The organism is Marinobacter zhejiangensis, assembly GCF_900114775.1.
In the GTDB taxonomy this organism is placed as follows: Bacteria; Pseudomonadota; Gammaproteobacteria; order Pseudomonadales; family Oleiphilaceae; genus Marinobacter; species Marinobacter zhejiangensis.
This window is the reverse complement of record NZ_FOUE01000006.1, coordinates 190389-205131: the sequence shown is the minus strand read 5'-3', so window position 1 is coordinate 205131 and position 14743 is coordinate 190389. Positions and strand designations below refer to the sequence as shown.

The following is a 14743-nucleotide window of genomic DNA, read 5'->3' as shown; positions in this document are numbered from 1 at the left end:
ATGACCAGATTTCTCGCCTCAGTAGTCTTGATTACCATCAGCGGAGACGCGCTCGCTCGGGGTCGCAGTTATTGCAGCAGCGAAGCCTTTGAGGAGAATTGTTCCTTCATAGCGTTTTGGCTGGGGTTCGTTGGAATTTACTTTATTCTATACGGCCGTCATGAAGTTAAAGCTTGCCCTAAGCTCACTTTTTGTCTTGGTTGGTTTGCCATGGCAATAGTTGCAATGATGTTTGCACTGGTATTCCAGGCTGATGTTTTGGAATTACGTAATGCGTGGGGGTTGGCTATTGTAGCCATCACCGGCTATGGAGTTTTTGGGTATGGATTATCCCGCCCGCTCAAAAAAATCTAACCAGTGCATTAAATTCGTTCCGGCCCTGAAGGGCCTCCACCGGACGGCTTTCTTTCCGCTTCTCTGCGCAAAAGCCGCCGTTTATGCAAGCGTAACGGAGAGTGTGTAGTAATGATCGCCAGAGAATGGAAATGCCGAGTGCCTGATGTCCACAGTAAAGGATTCACGAGCTATCTTTATGAAACCGGGATCAAAGATTCTTCCGCAACTCCTGGGTTTCTCGGCGCACAGATTTTCCACCGCTCCTCCGATGGCAAAGTTGAGCTCACTCTCATTACATACTGGGACAAACTCGAATCAATCGAGGCTTTTGCTGGCAGCGATATTTCGGTGGCGCGCTTATATCCTGAAGACGCAGCTTATCAGCTTGAGCCTGACCTCTCGGTGCAACACTATGAAGTCATAGAGCATCAATTCATGGCAGCGCATCGGGGGTAGGACCAGGAGGAAAAACCGGGTCATGGCACCTGATACCTATCCGTGCCAGAATTGGGCGATATGTGAACGAGAGGTGTTCCATGAATCTCCAGAAAATTGAAGACGAGGCGCTTCATCTTCCCAAAGAGGAGCGAGTTCAATTGATCCAACGACTAGTGTTGAGCCTCGACTCTCCATCAGAAGAAGAGCTCAGGTCCGATTGGTTGCTTGAGGCCCGGCGCAGGGGTGACGAGATCGACAATGGTACGGTTCAGACTGTGTCTGGCGAGGAGGTTATGAGGAAGGCTCGAGCTCTCATCAAATGAATTATTCTTTTCACCCGGCAGCGGAGGCCGAGTTCCTGGAGTCAGTTGGCTATTACGAGTCAAAGGTTCCGGGATTGGGTGGCGCCCTCATAGAGGAATTTGAGGCCCTGGCCAAATTAATTGGCGAGTCACCGAAAGCCTGGCAAGTCGAGTTGCCACCAGATATTCGCAGAGCGTCCCTTCACCGATTTCCTCTATCTATCGTTTACCTGACGGTTTTCAGGTTCTGGCCGTCGCCCATGACCGCCGGCTTCCACAGTACTGGCTGGGCAGGCTTTAATAAGGGCAAGCACGGCAAAGACGTCATCAAAATTTTGCTCGGCGAGCCGAGTGTTAGGACCAGGCGAGTGCAGGAAATCAGGGGTAACTGAATGTCCAAATATTGGGTCGAATACGTGAAGGAATATCGCCCCAGCCCGGCAAGCTTGGTGGTTCACCGCCCCTTGGATTGCGAGCACTGGTCTGGAGCTACTAAATTTGATCCTCCTCTCCCGCAACCTGAGGTCGGAAAGGGCTACCCTGTCTCCAAGGTTGAGGCAAAAGGGTATGAGCTCTCTTTTTCCAGCATGGAGGAGGTAGAACACTGCATCGACGTTCTGTCTCAGAAGAATCTGCCAACCACTCGTTCCTTAGCGGAAGAGTCTTGGCTAGGACAAGGTTATCAGCATCTGCATTGGTTAACGAAGTTGCCCAGTGCCCTCAAGTCGTATAAAGAGCGGCAAAAAATTGTGAGATTGCTCGGCCACCTGAAATCACATAATCAGTGAATTAGTGGACGATAACCGTCTCAAGGAAGAATGGAGTTTGGCATGTCATTATTCTTGAAAGTAAAGATATCACCCGAGGCACGAAGCCGGTTCCTGAGTAGTGATATTCCATCACCTGGTATTTACAAAGACTGGCTGAATTGGCTTGAAGGGAAGGAGTATTCCGGCAGCAGGATTACCGAAAAAGATATACAAGATATTGGCTATGGCATCTGTAAAACGGTAGGGGATTATTTCCAGGTTTGGTCTGAGGATGTGCACTTGGAAGGTTGCAAAGAGGTGTACGATCCGGGAAGTAATGTCTGGAAGATTTACAGGCTTGGCGGCGGTCACAACTACATAGATCTGGTTCGTGACTTAAGCGTGCTTCGTAGTGTTTGTCGGTATGTTGACGAAGAAAGTACTTGTGGTTATCTGGTTGAGTATAACTACTTCTTTGGCGCAGACAGTAAAAAAGATACCGCTATAGAATTATTAGGAAATGAAAGTTCCATATTGGATGAGGTGAGCCCAGAGTTTTATCGTGAAGCGAATGAACACCTGGAAGTATGGGAAAAAGCGTTTTTTGAAAGCGAGTTTTGCTCAGAGTCATAGTTGGTTTGACTCATTATAAAAAGCGCTACTCCGTTGACCCGGTGATTGGTGCGTTATCAAACAGGAGTGGTAGACGGTTCATGGATAACCAAGAGCTTAACAGGCTGATCGCTGAGGGCGACAACAGCATGTTTTCCGGCAACCCGGGTGATGCGTTGAATGCGTATCAACAGGCTTGGTCGCACTCACGGGAACTGCAACCTGACCGGGTAAAGCGCGTCTGGCTGCTGTTAGCAATCGCAAATGCGGCGATTCAGCATGGCGATTTTGACGAAGCATTTGATGCGCTGGCTGGTTTGCAGCAAGGATTTGCAGATACCGGCGTGGTCGCTGGAAACCCACTCTTCCACCTTTTTGTGGGGCTTACGTTCAACGGGCTGGGTGAGAACCCTCAGGGAGAGACCGATAATTTCGCACGGGCGCTTATCTGCGGAGGACCGGAGATTTTTGCGGGCGAAGACCCTATTTTCCTTGAGCGAATGAAGGAGATACTTCGCCCCCCGGAAGAACTTGGCACCTGGGATGGTTACGAGGGGGCATCCCGAGACCTGCTTAATGGGGCAACAGGCTATCTATCGCATAAGTTGACGGAAAAGATTGGTAGCCCCCCGCCATACCGCTACGAGGACTGAGAATGGCATGCCACAAACGTGTTGAAAGCGGTGTCTGACGGGGCACTTTATGCAGACGTTAGATATGCCTGTGATTCATTACTTTTACTTTGTACTAGCATTTGTGGTGTCCGTAGCAGGCAAGTGGCCAGTTGTAGAGCACTCTCACAATCCCTACTTTTGGTCTGTCGGCCTTGCTGGTGTGTCCTATTGGGTTTCCCAGGCTACGTTGAGCCGCATTCGGTATTTCGAGACGAAGCCTGTCGCGACTCAATTGGTACAACCGGCGGCAACGGCGTTAGGCTACTTGGTATTGGTACTGTTCTTCGCGCTGCTTGGAAGGCAATTTGAAGGCATCTATCGGGTTTTGAACACTATGTCTGTTATTAAAGATGCTGTGCTGGTCGTATTTTTCAGTGCTTTCGTTGCGAGCTTAGGAACACTCCTAACCAAACACATCATCGGCTCCACCAAAGCACATCGTGGTGCTTAGCGTTAAGTCGAGATGGTGGTCAGTAAGAGTGGTGGGGGCCTCGCTCAAACTCGTGATCAAGGAGCATGCACGGACGGACATGCCCCGTGCTTAAAATGCGTTCTGACGTCATGGGGCCCGTTGTCAGGCTGTCGTTTCAAGCCTGAGTATGTGCCGGGCGTTATGCGTAAATATGGATTGAGCATGCTAGGGATATTAAGGTCAAAAGAAATTCTCTCGAGAGAAGATACTGAGTTTCAGGTTGCTACTTTCAAATGGCTTCTCAGACACTTTGGTGGAAAAGAGTTCTACGAGGGCACACAGTTAGTCTTACCCACCAGAGATTATTTCCCATCAAGTGTTGAAACTGAGAACGAAGCTGCGATTGCGACCTTCCATGCCGTAAAAAAATACGCTGGCATGGAAGAATGGCCGTGCAGACTAGAAGAACAAGAAGAGGCCGACCCACGAGTAGCCCCAACGTTAATTATTCAGAATGCTCCTAAGGCACCGCTTGGAACCTTTGAAGTAGAAGGTGATAACGAAATTGTCATTACTTACAGCCCTGACCTGGTGCGAAATCCCACTCAATTAGTAGCTACCTATGCGCATGAACTCGCACACTATCTAACCGCTACAAGTCCAGAGGGACCTCCGGGAGGTTGGGACAATTGGGAGTTTGCCACTGATATCGCTGCAACGTTTTTAGGGTTCGGGATTTTTATGGCGAACTCGGCAGTTAACTTCCACCAGTTTTCAGATGTTGACTCTCAGGGCTGGCAATATAGCCGCAGCGGCTATCTATCAGAAAGTGAGCATATTTTCGCTTTAGCGATATTTTTGGGGCTGCGAGGTATGCCAACAGAAGTTGCTTTACCCCACCTGAAGCCAAACCTGAAGAAACGCCTAAAAAGGGCGGTGAGAGAAATTTCAGATCTCAAATTAATCGATGAGTTATTGGCCGTAGAATATCTGCCGCCAGAGGGAAGCTAAAAAATTGATCCAGCGTGGGAATGCTACCCGTAATATCTAAGGAGGTTCCGTGCCATTCACTCCGTTTCATCTAGGGCCCGGTGCCGTCGTTAAAGCAGTTCTTCCGAAGCATTTCAGTTTATCCGCATTCGCCCTGACGCAAGTGTTTATAGATCTGGAGTCGCTTTACAACCTGGTTTACGGCAAGTGGCCCGTCCATGCATTCTTTCATACGTATGTAGGCGCTACACTCGCTGCAGTTCTGGCTATGTTGGTCGTTCGATTGTTATTCAGCCGATTGCTTCAGGCATGGAACTCTCTGCATAAGCGAAGTGAAGACTCCCGCCTACACTTGGGCAACGGTATTAGCTGGTTGTCTGCGTTGGTTGGTTCGCTCCTTGGTGCATATAGCCACGTTTTTCTCGACAGTATCATGCACCCTGACATTCGGCCTTTGGCCCCGCTGAACAGCGCAAATGTTTTGCACCATATAATCAGCGTGCCTATGCTGCACTTGATCTGTCTTTTTTCTGCCTTGGTAGGCTTCGTGTGGTTATTACACCTTCTGTTTATCGGGAGGTACAAGGCATAACCGATCATTCACCCAAGCGTACACAGCAGCGCAGTGCCCGCTGGTTATTTCCGCGTTAAGTTTAATAGGCCATCTCATGAATAAACACATTAAGTCTCGATTCAGGTTTGGGCGGTTTCTCGAAGGAGGGACCACCCGATTTAACACTGAGAATCGGGACTTGGATGATGAAAGATACGAAGCGTGCCTTAAGGCGACATCACGTAAAACGCATAAAAAAGGATCGTAGAAACTACTGGGGTGGGCACGCACGACAGTCGGTAAAAGTACTGGGAAAATGCAGTAGAACCCCGTGTGTTTGCTCATGTTATTTGTGCGGCCATAAGAGAAAACACTTTGGCGCCAAATTTAGCGAGAAGCGAAGAAAGTTACAGTATATGTAGGCGCAGAAGACAAGGCTGCGGATACTTTGCTCCGCAGCCTGAGGGGTTAGATACCGTATGAGTCGCCTCACATTGTAAATGAAAGGAATTTGGACGAGGAATCTCGCCATCAAATGTGTTGTATAAAAGTGATAGGGAGAGTCATTTGGATAAGGCGTTCAAGTTATCAAAGGGCGAGATCACCCGCCTTATACCTGACCTGGGTTTTGCCTTTGTCACCGACAAAATTGCTGTTGATGGCCGCAAAGTGGACTACATGTTCCGCAATGAGCCAGAAAGCGAAGGCGATAGTGGGTGGGTTTTCTACGGTGGCGGGGAAACTCAGGACTATATCGACGATCCGAACAACACCTCTCTCCTAAGCCTGAATACAATTGCAAACTATGACCCTGAAATAATTGGCTTCCTGACATACCCGCCGGGGACTGAGATAGAGCGCAAGCCGGATGGGAGGCTTCAAGTCATTTCGGGTGATGTTGATGAGCCCAAGGTGATCTTGCAAACACCGGTCGGTCCAGGTGTTGTCCATGTGACCGACGGCTGGTCATTTTCGGCAGATGATCTGCTTCTGCGCAGGGTTGATGGCGATAGCCTGGTGTTGTGGAGGCCTGGAATCACGCTATGGATATCGGTGTACAACTCGGATAACCCAGATATTGAGTCGCGTATGGATACGTTGCTGGAGCATGCCTCTCCGGATAGAACGGATCTGCAACGGTCGGGTTCTGACCAGCTGGGTAAGATGTCTTACCGTCTGGTTGAAACAGTCGAGGGTCAGAATCAAAGTGCCGTATACATGTTTGGTTTTGGGAAGACCAAGGAAATCCATCTGTCCGTGTATTTTGATGATGAATCCTTTCTGGGTCACATTAATAAGATCTGGGATACATTGACGTATACGGGGCTATAGCGTCTGGGCCTTCCGGGGTGTGGCATACGGGCATACTCGGGCGTCATTTAACTACTTGAGAGAGGAAATGCGGGAACCGATATTGGTTTTGGGAAGCTCCGCACCATCGGACGGTGAAATTCCGGCAGAGAGGATCTGTCGCATCCATCCAGTTTTCTTCCAGACTTGGATCAAGTAAAGGCATTGATCCTTTTGGTTAACGCTTGGCCTAGCCCCGTTTCGCTACCGAAGACCTCGAAATTTTTAACGATCTCCGTTTTAGACCAAGCCAGTTTTTTTGGAGGGATCAAGAGCTGTCTCTGACCGTTCGCTGGCAGAAATTTTTAGAGAATTATCCTGAGGTTGCGGACGTGGTTAGAGTTTCAAGAGTTGGACTAGATCAAGCCGCTAGCGAGGCTTTGGTTTAATACGAGTATAGCTGCGGTAGCCATTGTGGACATGGACATCATGGTATCGATCGGAATGGAGCTGGAGTTTTCTGAATATCCTGAATGTACTACAGAGGGTGCGCTTCATGAATCGTCGGTTGTCTAGAGTGTAAGGAGCATTGATGAAATTTAAGAAATTCCGACATCCGACCATGAAATTTATTTTGTACACACTGCTTATTGTAACGCTGCCTTCGTTCATAACCATCCTGTACCTGGGGTACGCGGCGGTGCAAGGTGAGGGCGAATCTTTCTTCACGCTAATGTTGATGTTCCTTCCATTCGCTGGGTCTGGTCTGCTTGCAGTTATTCTATATTTTAATAACAAAGATGAAATTGAGTTTTGTGAGCACTTTGATATTGGCGAGGATCACATACGAAATGTCATTGATGCCTCATCGGCTTCAGGGGGCCCCGACGGGTTCGGTTCCGCTGGTGGAGTTGCCGATACTGGAGGTGGCGACTGAGATGGTTTTCCAGCCTCTACCTACTTCCTTTTGATCCTACAGACAGAGGGGACCTTGGTAATTACTTTTAGCAGGATGGGGCTGGCAAGCTGATCAGACTGATGCTGGGGCTCTCTCATTATTGTGCAAAAAAAACTATGGAGGCGTGGATTTGGCTGAGCTTGAAGTAGATTCCGCTGAGCTTAGTGTTATAGAGCTGGATGGCTTTCTTAACTCACTAAGGTGCCTGGTTGGTTGTCAAGGTCGTTTGTTTTCAGCTGCGTATATTTCTAAAAAAGGTAAAAGCCTTAAAGAAATTGTCAAAGAATTGATCAGTAAGAACACTCAGGCGGGCCGCCGTATCAGTATGAGTGAGGCCTGCTTTGAGAAGGTTTCCGAGCTATTCGAGCAATGTATTTATGCCCAGCTTTCACATGTTAGCCGTGAAAATATAAAGAACCTTGATTGGAACCTGGTTGAGTATTATGGACTGATATCAACGGCTGAAGATGAAAGCGGACCCTGGAATCGTTTGGTCGGACAAAAGCATGTTTTACTTGAGTCTGAGAATGATAAAGGCTGGGTGGATATAGTATTTTTTGTTGAGTATGAGAACTTTGTCGTGGCAACTTTTTTGGCTAAAAATGGTTAAGCCAAGAGATATAAAAAATGGCGTACTTCGTCATATCTGAGTCAGCTTATCGAACGGCGGTTCATGATGTTACTTAGGCATTGAATGTCCGTATGGGCAGTTTTCGGTGCTTTCAGGTAGCCCGGCTGTTCAAATCCCCAAAACAGCCTGCCATATCAGGAGACGGCAATGAGCAACAACGCATGGTGTAACCGAGCAGAGTCGATCATTGAAATGGCGGCGCTGGCGCCGTCCAGCCATAACACCCAACCCTGGGTGTTCCGGGTGTCGCCATCTGGTATTGACCTCTACGCTGACCGAACTCGGGCGCTGCCTGTGAATGACCCCTTTGATCGTGAACTGACGATCAGCTGTGGTTGCGCACTTATGAACTTGCGTGCAGCGGCCGAAGGCGAGGGGCTCGGGGTTCGGGTGGACTGTTTTCCGTGTCCGGAAGATCCAGACCTCCTGGCTCGCGTTGCTTTTACCGGCGAGCTCGATCCGGGCGTGGAACGGAGCGAGCTTTCTGATGTCATCACCCGCCGCAGAACCTGTCGTAGGCGGTTTGATCCCCGCAATCTCACTGACCAGGTGGTCGGGCAACTACAGGCGGTGGCACAGAGTGAAGGGGCAGGGCTGGTGCCGTTATTGGCCGAGTCTGACAGGCTGCAGGCCGCCGAGTTGGTGGCTGCCGGAGACACTGCGCAATGGCGTGATCCACGCTGGCGCCGCGAGCTGGCGGCGTGGATGCACCCAAGGCGGCAGGGAGACGGGCTGACGGTTCCGTCGTTGGCCGCGCCAGTCGCACAATTGGTGGTCCGGACCTTCGATATGGGCGGCGGTGTGGCGGCCAAGGACCGCGACCTGGCCGAAGCTTCTCCGCTGCTCGCCGTTCTCACAACTGACAGTGATGGCCCGCTCGATTGGCTGCGGGCAGGGCAGGCTTTGCAGCGCACGCTTCTCGTTGCCTGCCAGCTTGGGTTGCAGGCTTCCTATCTGAACCAGCCCATCCAGGTCGAATCGTTACGACCAAAACTGCAAAGCCTGATCGGGGGAGGGTTTCCCCAGATCCTGTTGCGACTCGGCTACCCTGATAAGGACATCGAGCCGGCACCCAGGAGACCTCTGGGGGAAATTATTGAACGTGAGTTCGAACGTTAACCCTGTGGGAGGCTGCTGAATGAGACGCTCACTTCTGCTGACGGCGCTGATCCTGGCCGGTTGTGACAACACGACAATATCCGCTGCTCCCAACTATGCGCTGTTTGAAACTTCTGAGGGTGTTGTCTATTTAATCAATCAGAACACCGGGGAACTGAAGGTTATTTCCCCGGCGCGGGCGGTCGTCCTAAACCATGGGGACGTGTTTAAAGACGGTGCCGGGGAGCTGTTCCGATACTTGGGAGATGGAAACGTGGAGCCGGTTGATGGAGCGGACTGGTCTGCCAACAGGAGCCTGGAATGAGCAACAGCGATGGTTTTCCCGCGGAGGGCAAATGTGCCTGCGGCAGTGTTGAGTACAGGCTGACGCAGCCGCCCATGATTGTCCATTGTTGCCACTGCACCTGGTGCCAGCGAGAAAGTGGGTCGGCCTTTGCGGTAAATGCCCTGATCGAATCGGACAGTGTGGAGCTGCTCAAGGGCAGTACCGAGACCATTGCGGTGCCGAGTAACAGCGGTGCAGGGCAGAACGTTGTGCGGTGTTCCACGTGTAAGTCGGCCCTGTGGAGCCACTATGGTGCGGCCAGGGAGAAGGTGGCGTTCGTTCGGGTAGGCACGTTGAATAACCCGAACCTGTGTCCGCCGGATATTCATATCTATACGACAACCAAGCAACACTGGGTGGTTCTGCCAGAGCACGCGACCGTTGTTGACGAGTACTACCGCCGCAGCAGCTATTGGCCGGAGGCCTCTGTTGTGAGGTACAAAAAGGCGACCGAAGCCTAGCCGTTGCTGCTTCGTTAGAGCCTTCGCACAGACGCGCCCCATCCCATAAAAGTATCGAAGGCTACGATCAAGCGTCGTGCATGTTGATACTTTTGTTCGACTGATTGAGTAACGGCTGCCCGCGCCTATGATCTCCCTGAAAATCGTTAAGGAGATCAGACATGAAGATATGGATTTTACTGTTGTCGATTGTCTCGATGGCGGGCTGTGCGACGTCAACCAGGGACCTGGCGAAAACCCTGAGGTACGCGGACGGCGCTCGGGTCGGCGTTGCCAACATTGATTTCGAGCAGTTGCAGGCCAGGCCCAGAGGCGAAGCCTGCACCTGGAATGTTCTGTTTTTCATACCGCTGGTTGGTGATGGCTCGTTGATTACCGCAGCAGATAACGGCGATATCGACAACATAAAGCTCACCGGAGAAACGGGCGTGTGGTACTTCCCGTTTAACAAGAACTGCACGGTGGTTTTCGGTGACCCGGTCGAGGCATGAACGTAAAGGGCCAGATCGATTGTGTAAGCATCGACCTGGCCCTGTTATTCAACACCGGCAGAATTCAACGCCGGTGTCCGGTCAGTTTTTCGCTTTTCCCTCCCCGCCAACCTTCTCTCTCAGGCTCTGGATCCACTGGTAGAAGATCGGAACCAGCAGGGTGCCAAACAGGGTGGCGCTGATCATGCCGCACAACACCGTCAAGCCCAGCGACACCCGGCTGGCAGCGCCAGCGCCGGTGGCAAAGACCAGTGGCAGCACGCCAAGAATGAAGGAGAAGGCGGTCATCAGCACGGCACGAAAACGCAGGCGGGCAGCCTCAAACGCCGCTTCCATAATCGATTTGCCTTCGCGCCGTTGTTCCATGGCGAATTCGACGATCAGGATGGCGGTTTTGGTGGATAAGCCGATCAGCAGGATCAGCCCCACCTGGGCGTAGATGTTATTGCTGATGCCTGCCACCAGAATACCCGCCATGGCGCCGAAGATGGCCAGCGGAACCGCCGCGATCACCGACACCGGAATGGTCCAGCTTTCGTATTGCGCCACCAGGAACAGGTAGACAAACACGACGGCGAGGCCAAAGAGGATCGGGGCCAGGTTGCCAGCCTGGATCTCCTGCTTGGTCTGACCAGACCACTCAAAGACATAGCCATCGGGCAGCTTGGACGCCAGCTCCTGCATGGCCGCGATGGCCTGGCCGGTACTGAAGCCCTCGGCAGGCTGGCCGGAGATCCGGGCCGACCGGTAGAGGTTGAAGTGGGTAATGCTGGTGGGGCCCTGGATGGGGGTCAGCCGGGCCAGGGTCAGCAGCGGCACCATGTCACCATCGGCATTGCGGACGTAGTAGTTGGCCAGATCGCTGGGGTCGGAACGGTAGTCGCCATCGGCCTGAATGATGACCTTGTAGGTTCGGGAGAACTTGTTGAAGTCATTGATGTACAGCGAGCCGAGGTTGGCGTTCAGGGTCATGTAGATGTCAGACAGGCTGACGCCCTGGGCTTTGACCTTGTCGCGATCAACTTCCAGGAAGTACTGGGGCACGTTGGCTCGGAAAGTACTGAACACCTGGGTAAGGTCGTTGCGACTGTTGGCGTCGAACACCAGGCCGTTAAGAACCTGCGCCAGTTCGTTGGGGGCTCTGCCCTGGGCGTCCTGCAGCTGGAACTCAAAACCGGACGACGCGCCGAGCCCCGGTATTGGCGGCGGGTTGAACACCATGATCTGGGCATCCGGCATGGCCCAGAGCTGGCCCATGATGCGCGGGATGACGGCCTCCAGACCCAGCTCGGGTGTGGTTCGCTCATCCCAGTCTTTCAGGATGATCAGCCCCAGTGCATTGTTCGAGCCAGCACCGCTGAGCAGGCTGAAGCCCGAGACGGTGATGAAGTCGCTGACGGCCGGGTCGCTGGTAACGACGTCATTGATGCGCGCCAGGACAGTGTCGGTGCGCTGGATGGCAGCGGCGTCCGGCAACTGAATATCAACCAGCAGGAAGCCCTGGTCTTCATTCGGGACAAACCCCGTCGGTACGGTTTTGAGCAGCCAGCCGGTCGCCACCAGCAGCACGATCACCAACACACCGATGCGTGCGCTCCGCTTCAGTATCCAGCCAATGCAACCCTTGTAGCCGCCCGTGAGCGCCTCGATACCGCGTTCCACCGGGCGCAACCAGCGCACGGGTTGGTTGTCGGCCTTCAGCAGTACGCCGCACAGTGCCGGTGACAGGGTCAGGGCGTTGATGGAGGAAATGATGACCGCACAGGATATAGTCACCGAGAACTGGCGGTAGAGCTCGCCGGTCAGGCCAGGCATGAACCCGACAGGAACAAAGACGGCCAGCAGCACCAACGTCGTCGCGACCACCGGGCCGGTTACCTGGTTCATGGTTTTCACGGTCGCTTCTTTGGGAGACAGACCTTCCTCCTGCATGATCCGTTCGACGTTCTCAATGACCACGATGGCATCGTCCACCACGATACCGATGGCCAGAACCAGTCCGAACAGGGTGATCAGGTTGATGGAGTAACCCATCGCGGCCATCACCGCGAAAGTGCCAATGAGGGAAACCGGAATGGCCAGTGAGGGAATCAGCGTGGCCCGCCAGTTCTGCAGGAACAGGAACACCACTAGAATGACCAGTGCGATGGCCTGAAGCAGGGTGACCACCACCTCCTCAATGGAGCGGTTGATAAACTCGGTGGTGTCATAAACGATCTTGTAGTCCAGGCCCTGGGGGAACTGCTGTGAGAGCTCCTCCATCCGCAGCTTGACCCGCTCGGCGATGTCGGTGGCATTGCCATCGGGGAGCTGGTAGATCACCAGGAAGGCGGTTGCATCGTTGTTCAGCTTGGCTTTTGCCGAGTAGCTCTCTGACCCCAGCTCCACCCGGCCAATATCCCTAAGGCGGACATAGGAGCCATCGCTACGGGCCCGCAGCACGATGTTGCCGAATTCTTCCGGGTAGATCAGCCGGCCGCTGGCCTGGAGTGAATATTCGAACTGCTGGCTGTCGGGGGCCGGGTCTGCCCCCAGTTTGCCGGCGGCGACAATCAGGTTCTGCTCGCTCAAGGCATTGCGAACGTCGGTGACGGTAATGCCAAGGGCGGTCATGCGGTTGGGGTTAAGCCACACCCGCATGGCGTAGGACATCTCCCCCAGGACTTCGGCGCTGGCAACACCTGGAATCCGGCCCAGTGGCTCGGTCAGGTAGTTGGTGGCGTAGTTGGACAGGAACAGCTGGTCGATATTTTCGCTGGTGCTCACCAGGTTGATGCCGAGGAGCATGTCGGTGGACTGCTTTTTCACCGTCACACCCTGGCGCCGTACCTCTTCGGGCAATACCTGCTCTGCGATGGCTACCCGGTTCTGGACGTTGACCTGGGCCATGTCGTCGTCGGTACCGGTATTGAAATAGATCTGGATCGAGGCGCCGCCGTCGTTATTGGCGGTAGAGCTGATGTACAGCATGTCCTCCACACCGTTGACCTGCTCCTCAATGGGGCGGATGACGGTTTCCTCCACCACCTGGGCGCTGGCACCGGGGTAGTAAGCGGTGATTTGCACAACCGGTGGTGTGAGCTGGGGGTACATCGTCACCGGAAGCTGGGTCAGGGCCAGCAACCCGGCCATCGAGATGACAATGGAGATGACGAAGGCAAACTTGGGCCTGAAGATAAAAAATTTGCTGATCATGGGGGGCGTCCTTTAGCTCAGCTTATTGGTTGCCTGGCAGGTCCATCACAACGCCGGTTTGAGGGTCGACGGTCTTTTCCACGGCGGTGACGGTGATACCTGAGCGAACCTTCTGCAGGCCTTCAATCACGATTTGCTGCCCGCTATCTAGGCCGCTTTCAACCACCCACATGGCGCCAATACGCCGGCCCATGGTGACGATGGTCTGTTCAATCTGGCTCTGGTCATTCAGGGTCAGCACGAAAAAGCCGAGTTGGCTTTCCTGCACCGACGATTGAGGGATCAGGGGGGCTTCGGCTTTGTCCTGGCTTTCGGCAATCAGCGTGACGTACAGGCCGGGCAGGATCAGCCCATCAGGGTTCGGGAACTCCGCACGGATATTAACGGAACCAACGGTGCTGTCGATGCGGGTGTCGGCAAAGTTGAGCGATCCCAGTTCGCCGTAGATTTCATTGTTTGGCAGACGCAGGCTCAGATCCAATGCGGGTTGTCCCGACTCGTCGGTGTTGTTGGCCTGTTGCTGCAGGTAACTGACGTAGGTGCCTTCTTCAAGCTGGAAGTCCACGAAGATGGGGTCAATGCTCTGGAGCGTGGCGAGGGGGGCGGAGCTGGGCCCGACCAGGGTGCCAACGTCATACAGGTGCTTGCCGATCTGGCCGTCAAAGGGTGCCGTAATCGAGGTGTAGCCGAGGTTCAGCTGGGCTTCCTCCAACAGCGCCTGGGCGCCTTCCACACTGGCCTTGGTCTGGTCAGTGGCGGCCCGTAACTTGTCCAGATCCGATTGGCTGATAAAGCCTCGGGGTGACAGCTCCTGCCCCCGCTGGAAGTCAGCCGCCGCCTGGGTGGCACTGGCCCTGGCCGCGGATAGGTCGGCGCGGGCTCGTTCCAGAGCAGCCTGGTAAGGTTTTGGGTCGATCTCGAAGAGCAGCTGGCCTGCCTCCACCGTGCCGCCTTCGGTGAAGTTGATCTGGGTAATCTCACCTTCCACGCGGGCACGCAGGTCCACTTCCTGGGAAGCCGAGGTCCGGGCAACAAACTCCCGGTAGTCGCCAATGGGCTGACTGGCCACGGTGTATACCGTGACGGCCGGAGGTGGGGAAGAGGTCTGTTGTTGAGGATTGTCACAGGCGGTCAGGAGCAGGGAAGTGACAATCAGGCAGCTGACTGCCGTGAAGCTGCGGGGAAAGTGGGCCATGGCTATCTCCGG

The 14743-nt window shown here is 53.5% G+C and carries 19 protein-coding genes; 17 read left to right on the top strand and 2 right to left on the bottom strand.

The features are described 5' to 3' along the window. The 17 genes from BMZ67_RS17120 (at position 1) to BMZ67_RS17035 (ending at position 10341) form a co-directional block, all read left to right on the top strand. Positions 1 to 354, top strand: a complete 354-nt coding sequence (locus BMZ67_RS17120; protein ID WP_139214398.1) for a hypothetical protein — start codon at positions 1 to 3, stop codon at positions 352 to 354. Positions 355 to 465: 111 nt separating this feature from the next. Next, on the top strand, positions 466 to 792 hold the full coding sequence (locus BMZ67_RS17115; protein WP_092026123.1) for an antibiotic biosynthesis monooxygenase family protein: 327 nt from the start codon (positions 466 to 468) through the stop codon (positions 790 to 792). 80 nt (positions 793 to 872) lie between these two features. Next, positions 873 to 1097 (top strand): addiction module protein, encoded by a 225-nt coding sequence (locus tag BMZ67_RS17110; protein ID WP_092026120.1) that lies wholly within the window; start codon positions 873 to 875, stop codon positions 1095 to 1097. Then, entirely contained in the window at positions 1094 to 1468 is a 375-nt protein-coding gene (locus BMZ67_RS17105) for a hypothetical protein (protein WP_092026117.1), read from the top strand. Before BMZ67_RS17110 ends, BMZ67_RS17105 begins: the two co-directional genes overlap by 4 nt. After that, a complete protein-coding gene (locus BMZ67_RS17100) occupies positions 1469 to 1864 on the top strand; it encodes a hypothetical protein (RefSeq protein ID WP_092026115.1) in 396 nt (131 codons plus the stop codon). Positions 1865 to 1906: 42 nt separating this feature from the next. Next, complete coding sequence (locus tag BMZ67_RS17095; protein ID WP_139214397.1) at positions 1907 to 2458, top strand: hypothetical protein; 552 nt, start codon at positions 1907 to 1909, stop codon at positions 2456 to 2458. Positions 2459 to 2538: 80 nt separating this feature from the next. Next, positions 2539 to 3090: a tetratricopeptide repeat protein gene (locus BMZ67_RS17090; protein ID WP_092026110.1), complete on the top strand. Its 552-nt coding sequence runs from the start codon at positions 2539 to 2541 to the stop codon at positions 3088 to 3090. A 49-nt stretch (positions 3091 to 3139) separates the two neighbouring features. Continuing rightward, positions 3140 to 3562 carry a hypothetical protein gene (locus tag BMZ67_RS17085; RefSeq protein ID WP_092026108.1) on the top strand — a complete coding sequence of 141 codons (423 nt, stop codon included), beginning with the start codon at positions 3140 to 3142 and terminating at the stop codon, positions 3560 to 3562. A gap of 162 nt (positions 3563 to 3724) precedes the next feature. Further along, the gene (locus BMZ67_RS17080; protein WP_139214396.1) at positions 3725 to 4534 is read left to right on the top strand and encodes a hypothetical protein; all 810 of its coding nucleotides are present in this window, start codon (positions 3725 to 3727) and stop codon (positions 4532 to 4534) included. A 49-nt stretch (positions 4535 to 4583) separates the two neighbouring features. Continuing rightward, complete coding sequence (locus tag BMZ67_RS18885) at positions 4584 to 5105, top strand: DUF4184 family protein (RefSeq protein WP_092026102.1); 522 nt, start codon at positions 4584 to 4586, stop codon at positions 5103 to 5105. A gap of 528 nt (positions 5106 to 5633) precedes the next feature. Further along, positions 5634 to 6398, top strand: coding sequence for a DUF2185 domain-containing protein (locus tag BMZ67_RS17065; RefSeq protein ID WP_092026099.1), 765 nt, complete (start codon positions 5634 to 5636; stop codon positions 6396 to 6398). Between the two features lie 550 nt (positions 6399 to 6948). Further along, a complete protein-coding gene (locus BMZ67_RS17060; protein ID WP_092026095.1) occupies positions 6949 to 7293 on the top strand; it encodes a hypothetical protein in 345 nt (114 codons plus the stop codon). Between the two features lie 151 nt (positions 7294 to 7444). Then, positions 7445 to 7924: a hypothetical protein gene (locus tag BMZ67_RS17055; protein WP_092026092.1), complete on the top strand. Its 480-nt coding sequence runs from the start codon at positions 7445 to 7447 to the stop codon at positions 7922 to 7924. A gap of 168 nt (positions 7925 to 8092) precedes the next feature. Then, entirely contained in the window at positions 8093 to 9064 is a 972-nt protein-coding gene (locus tag BMZ67_RS17050; protein ID WP_092026090.1) for an Acg family FMN-binding oxidoreductase, read from the top strand. 19 nt (positions 9065 to 9083) lie between these two features. Then, a complete protein-coding gene (locus BMZ67_RS17045) occupies positions 9084 to 9368 on the top strand; it encodes a hypothetical protein (protein ID WP_092026087.1) in 285 nt (94 codons plus the stop codon). Continuing rightward, positions 9365 to 9850: a GFA family protein gene (locus tag BMZ67_RS17040; RefSeq protein WP_092026085.1), complete on the top strand. Its 486-nt coding sequence runs from the start codon at positions 9365 to 9367 to the stop codon at positions 9848 to 9850. The genes BMZ67_RS17045 and BMZ67_RS17040 overlap by 4 nt, the downstream gene beginning before the upstream one ends. A gap of 161 nt (positions 9851 to 10011) precedes the next feature. Continuing rightward, complete coding sequence (locus tag BMZ67_RS17035; protein WP_092026082.1) at positions 10012 to 10341, top strand: TRL domain-containing protein; 330 nt, start codon at positions 10012 to 10014, stop codon at positions 10339 to 10341. A gap of 81 nt (positions 10342 to 10422) precedes the next feature. Here BMZ67_RS17035 and BMZ67_RS17030 read toward each other — a convergent pair whose 3' ends face one another. Together BMZ67_RS17030 and BMZ67_RS17025 are read right to left on the bottom strand one after the other, a co-directional pair. Continuing rightward, positions 10423 to 13536: an efflux RND transporter permease subunit gene (locus BMZ67_RS17030; RefSeq protein WP_092026080.1), complete on the bottom strand. Its 3114-nt coding sequence runs from the start codon at positions 13534 to 13536 to the stop codon at positions 10423 to 10425. A 22-nt stretch (positions 13537 to 13558) separates the two neighbouring features. Then, positions 13559 to 14731: an efflux RND transporter periplasmic adaptor subunit gene (locus BMZ67_RS17025; RefSeq protein WP_092026076.1), complete on the bottom strand. Its 1173-nt coding sequence runs from the start codon at positions 14729 to 14731 to the stop codon at positions 13559 to 13561. Positions 14732 to 14743: the final 12 nt, after the last annotated feature.

Bases quoted from the DNA above. Each gene is read 5' to 3' on its own strand.
- BMZ67_RS17120 (WP_139214398.1), top strand. From the start codon at position 1: ATGACCAGATTTCTCGCCTCAGTAGTCTTGATTACCATCAGCGGAGAC.
- BMZ67_RS17115 (WP_092026123.1), top strand. From the start codon at position 466: ATGATCGCCAGAGAATGGAAATGCCGAGTGCCTGATGTCCACAGTAAA.
- BMZ67_RS17110 (WP_092026120.1), top strand. From the start codon at position 873: ATGAATCTCCAGAAAATTGAAGACGAGGCGCTTCATCTTCCCAAAGAG.
- BMZ67_RS17105 (WP_092026117.1), top strand. From the start codon at position 1,094: ATGAATTATTCTTTTCACCCGGCAGCGGAGGCCGAGTTCCTGGAGTCA.
- BMZ67_RS17100 (WP_092026115.1), top strand. From the start codon at position 1,469: ATGTCCAAATATTGGGTCGAATACGTGAAGGAATATCGCCCCAGCCCG.
- BMZ67_RS17095 (WP_139214397.1), top strand. From the start codon at position 1,907: ATGTCATTATTCTTGAAAGTAAAGATATCACCCGAGGCACGAAGCCGG.
- BMZ67_RS17090 (WP_092026110.1), top strand. From the start codon at position 2,539: ATGGATAACCAAGAGCTTAACAGGCTGATCGCTGAGGGCGACAACAGC.
- BMZ67_RS17085 (WP_092026108.1), top strand. From the start codon at position 3,140: ATGCAGACGTTAGATATGCCTGTGATTCATTACTTTTACTTTGTACTA.
- BMZ67_RS17080 (WP_139214396.1), top strand. From the start codon at position 3,725: ATGCGTAAATATGGATTGAGCATGCTAGGGATATTAAGGTCAAAAGAA.
- BMZ67_RS17060 (WP_092026095.1), top strand. From the start codon at position 6,949: ATGAAATTTAAGAAATTCCGACATCCGACCATGAAATTTATTTTGTAC.
- BMZ67_RS17050 (WP_092026090.1), top strand. From the start codon at position 8,093: ATGAGCAACAACGCATGGTGTAACCGAGCAGAGTCGATCATTGAAATG.
- BMZ67_RS17045 (WP_092026087.1), top strand. From the start codon at position 9,084: ATGAGACGCTCACTTCTGCTGACGGCGCTGATCCTGGCCGGTTGTGAC.
- BMZ67_RS17040 (WP_092026085.1), top strand. From the start codon at position 9,365: ATGAGCAACAGCGATGGTTTTCCCGCGGAGGGCAAATGTGCCTGCGGC.
- BMZ67_RS17035 (WP_092026082.1), top strand. From the start codon at position 10,012: ATGAAGATATGGATTTTACTGTTGTCGATTGTCTCGATGGCGGGCTGT.
- BMZ67_RS17030 (WP_092026080.1), bottom strand. From the start codon at position 13,536: ATGATCAGCAAATTTTTTATCTTCAGGCCCAAGTTTGCCTTCGTCATC.
- BMZ67_RS17025 (WP_092026076.1), bottom strand. From the start codon at position 14,731: ATGGCCCACTTTCCCCGCAGCTTCACGGCAGTCAGCTGCCTGATTGTC.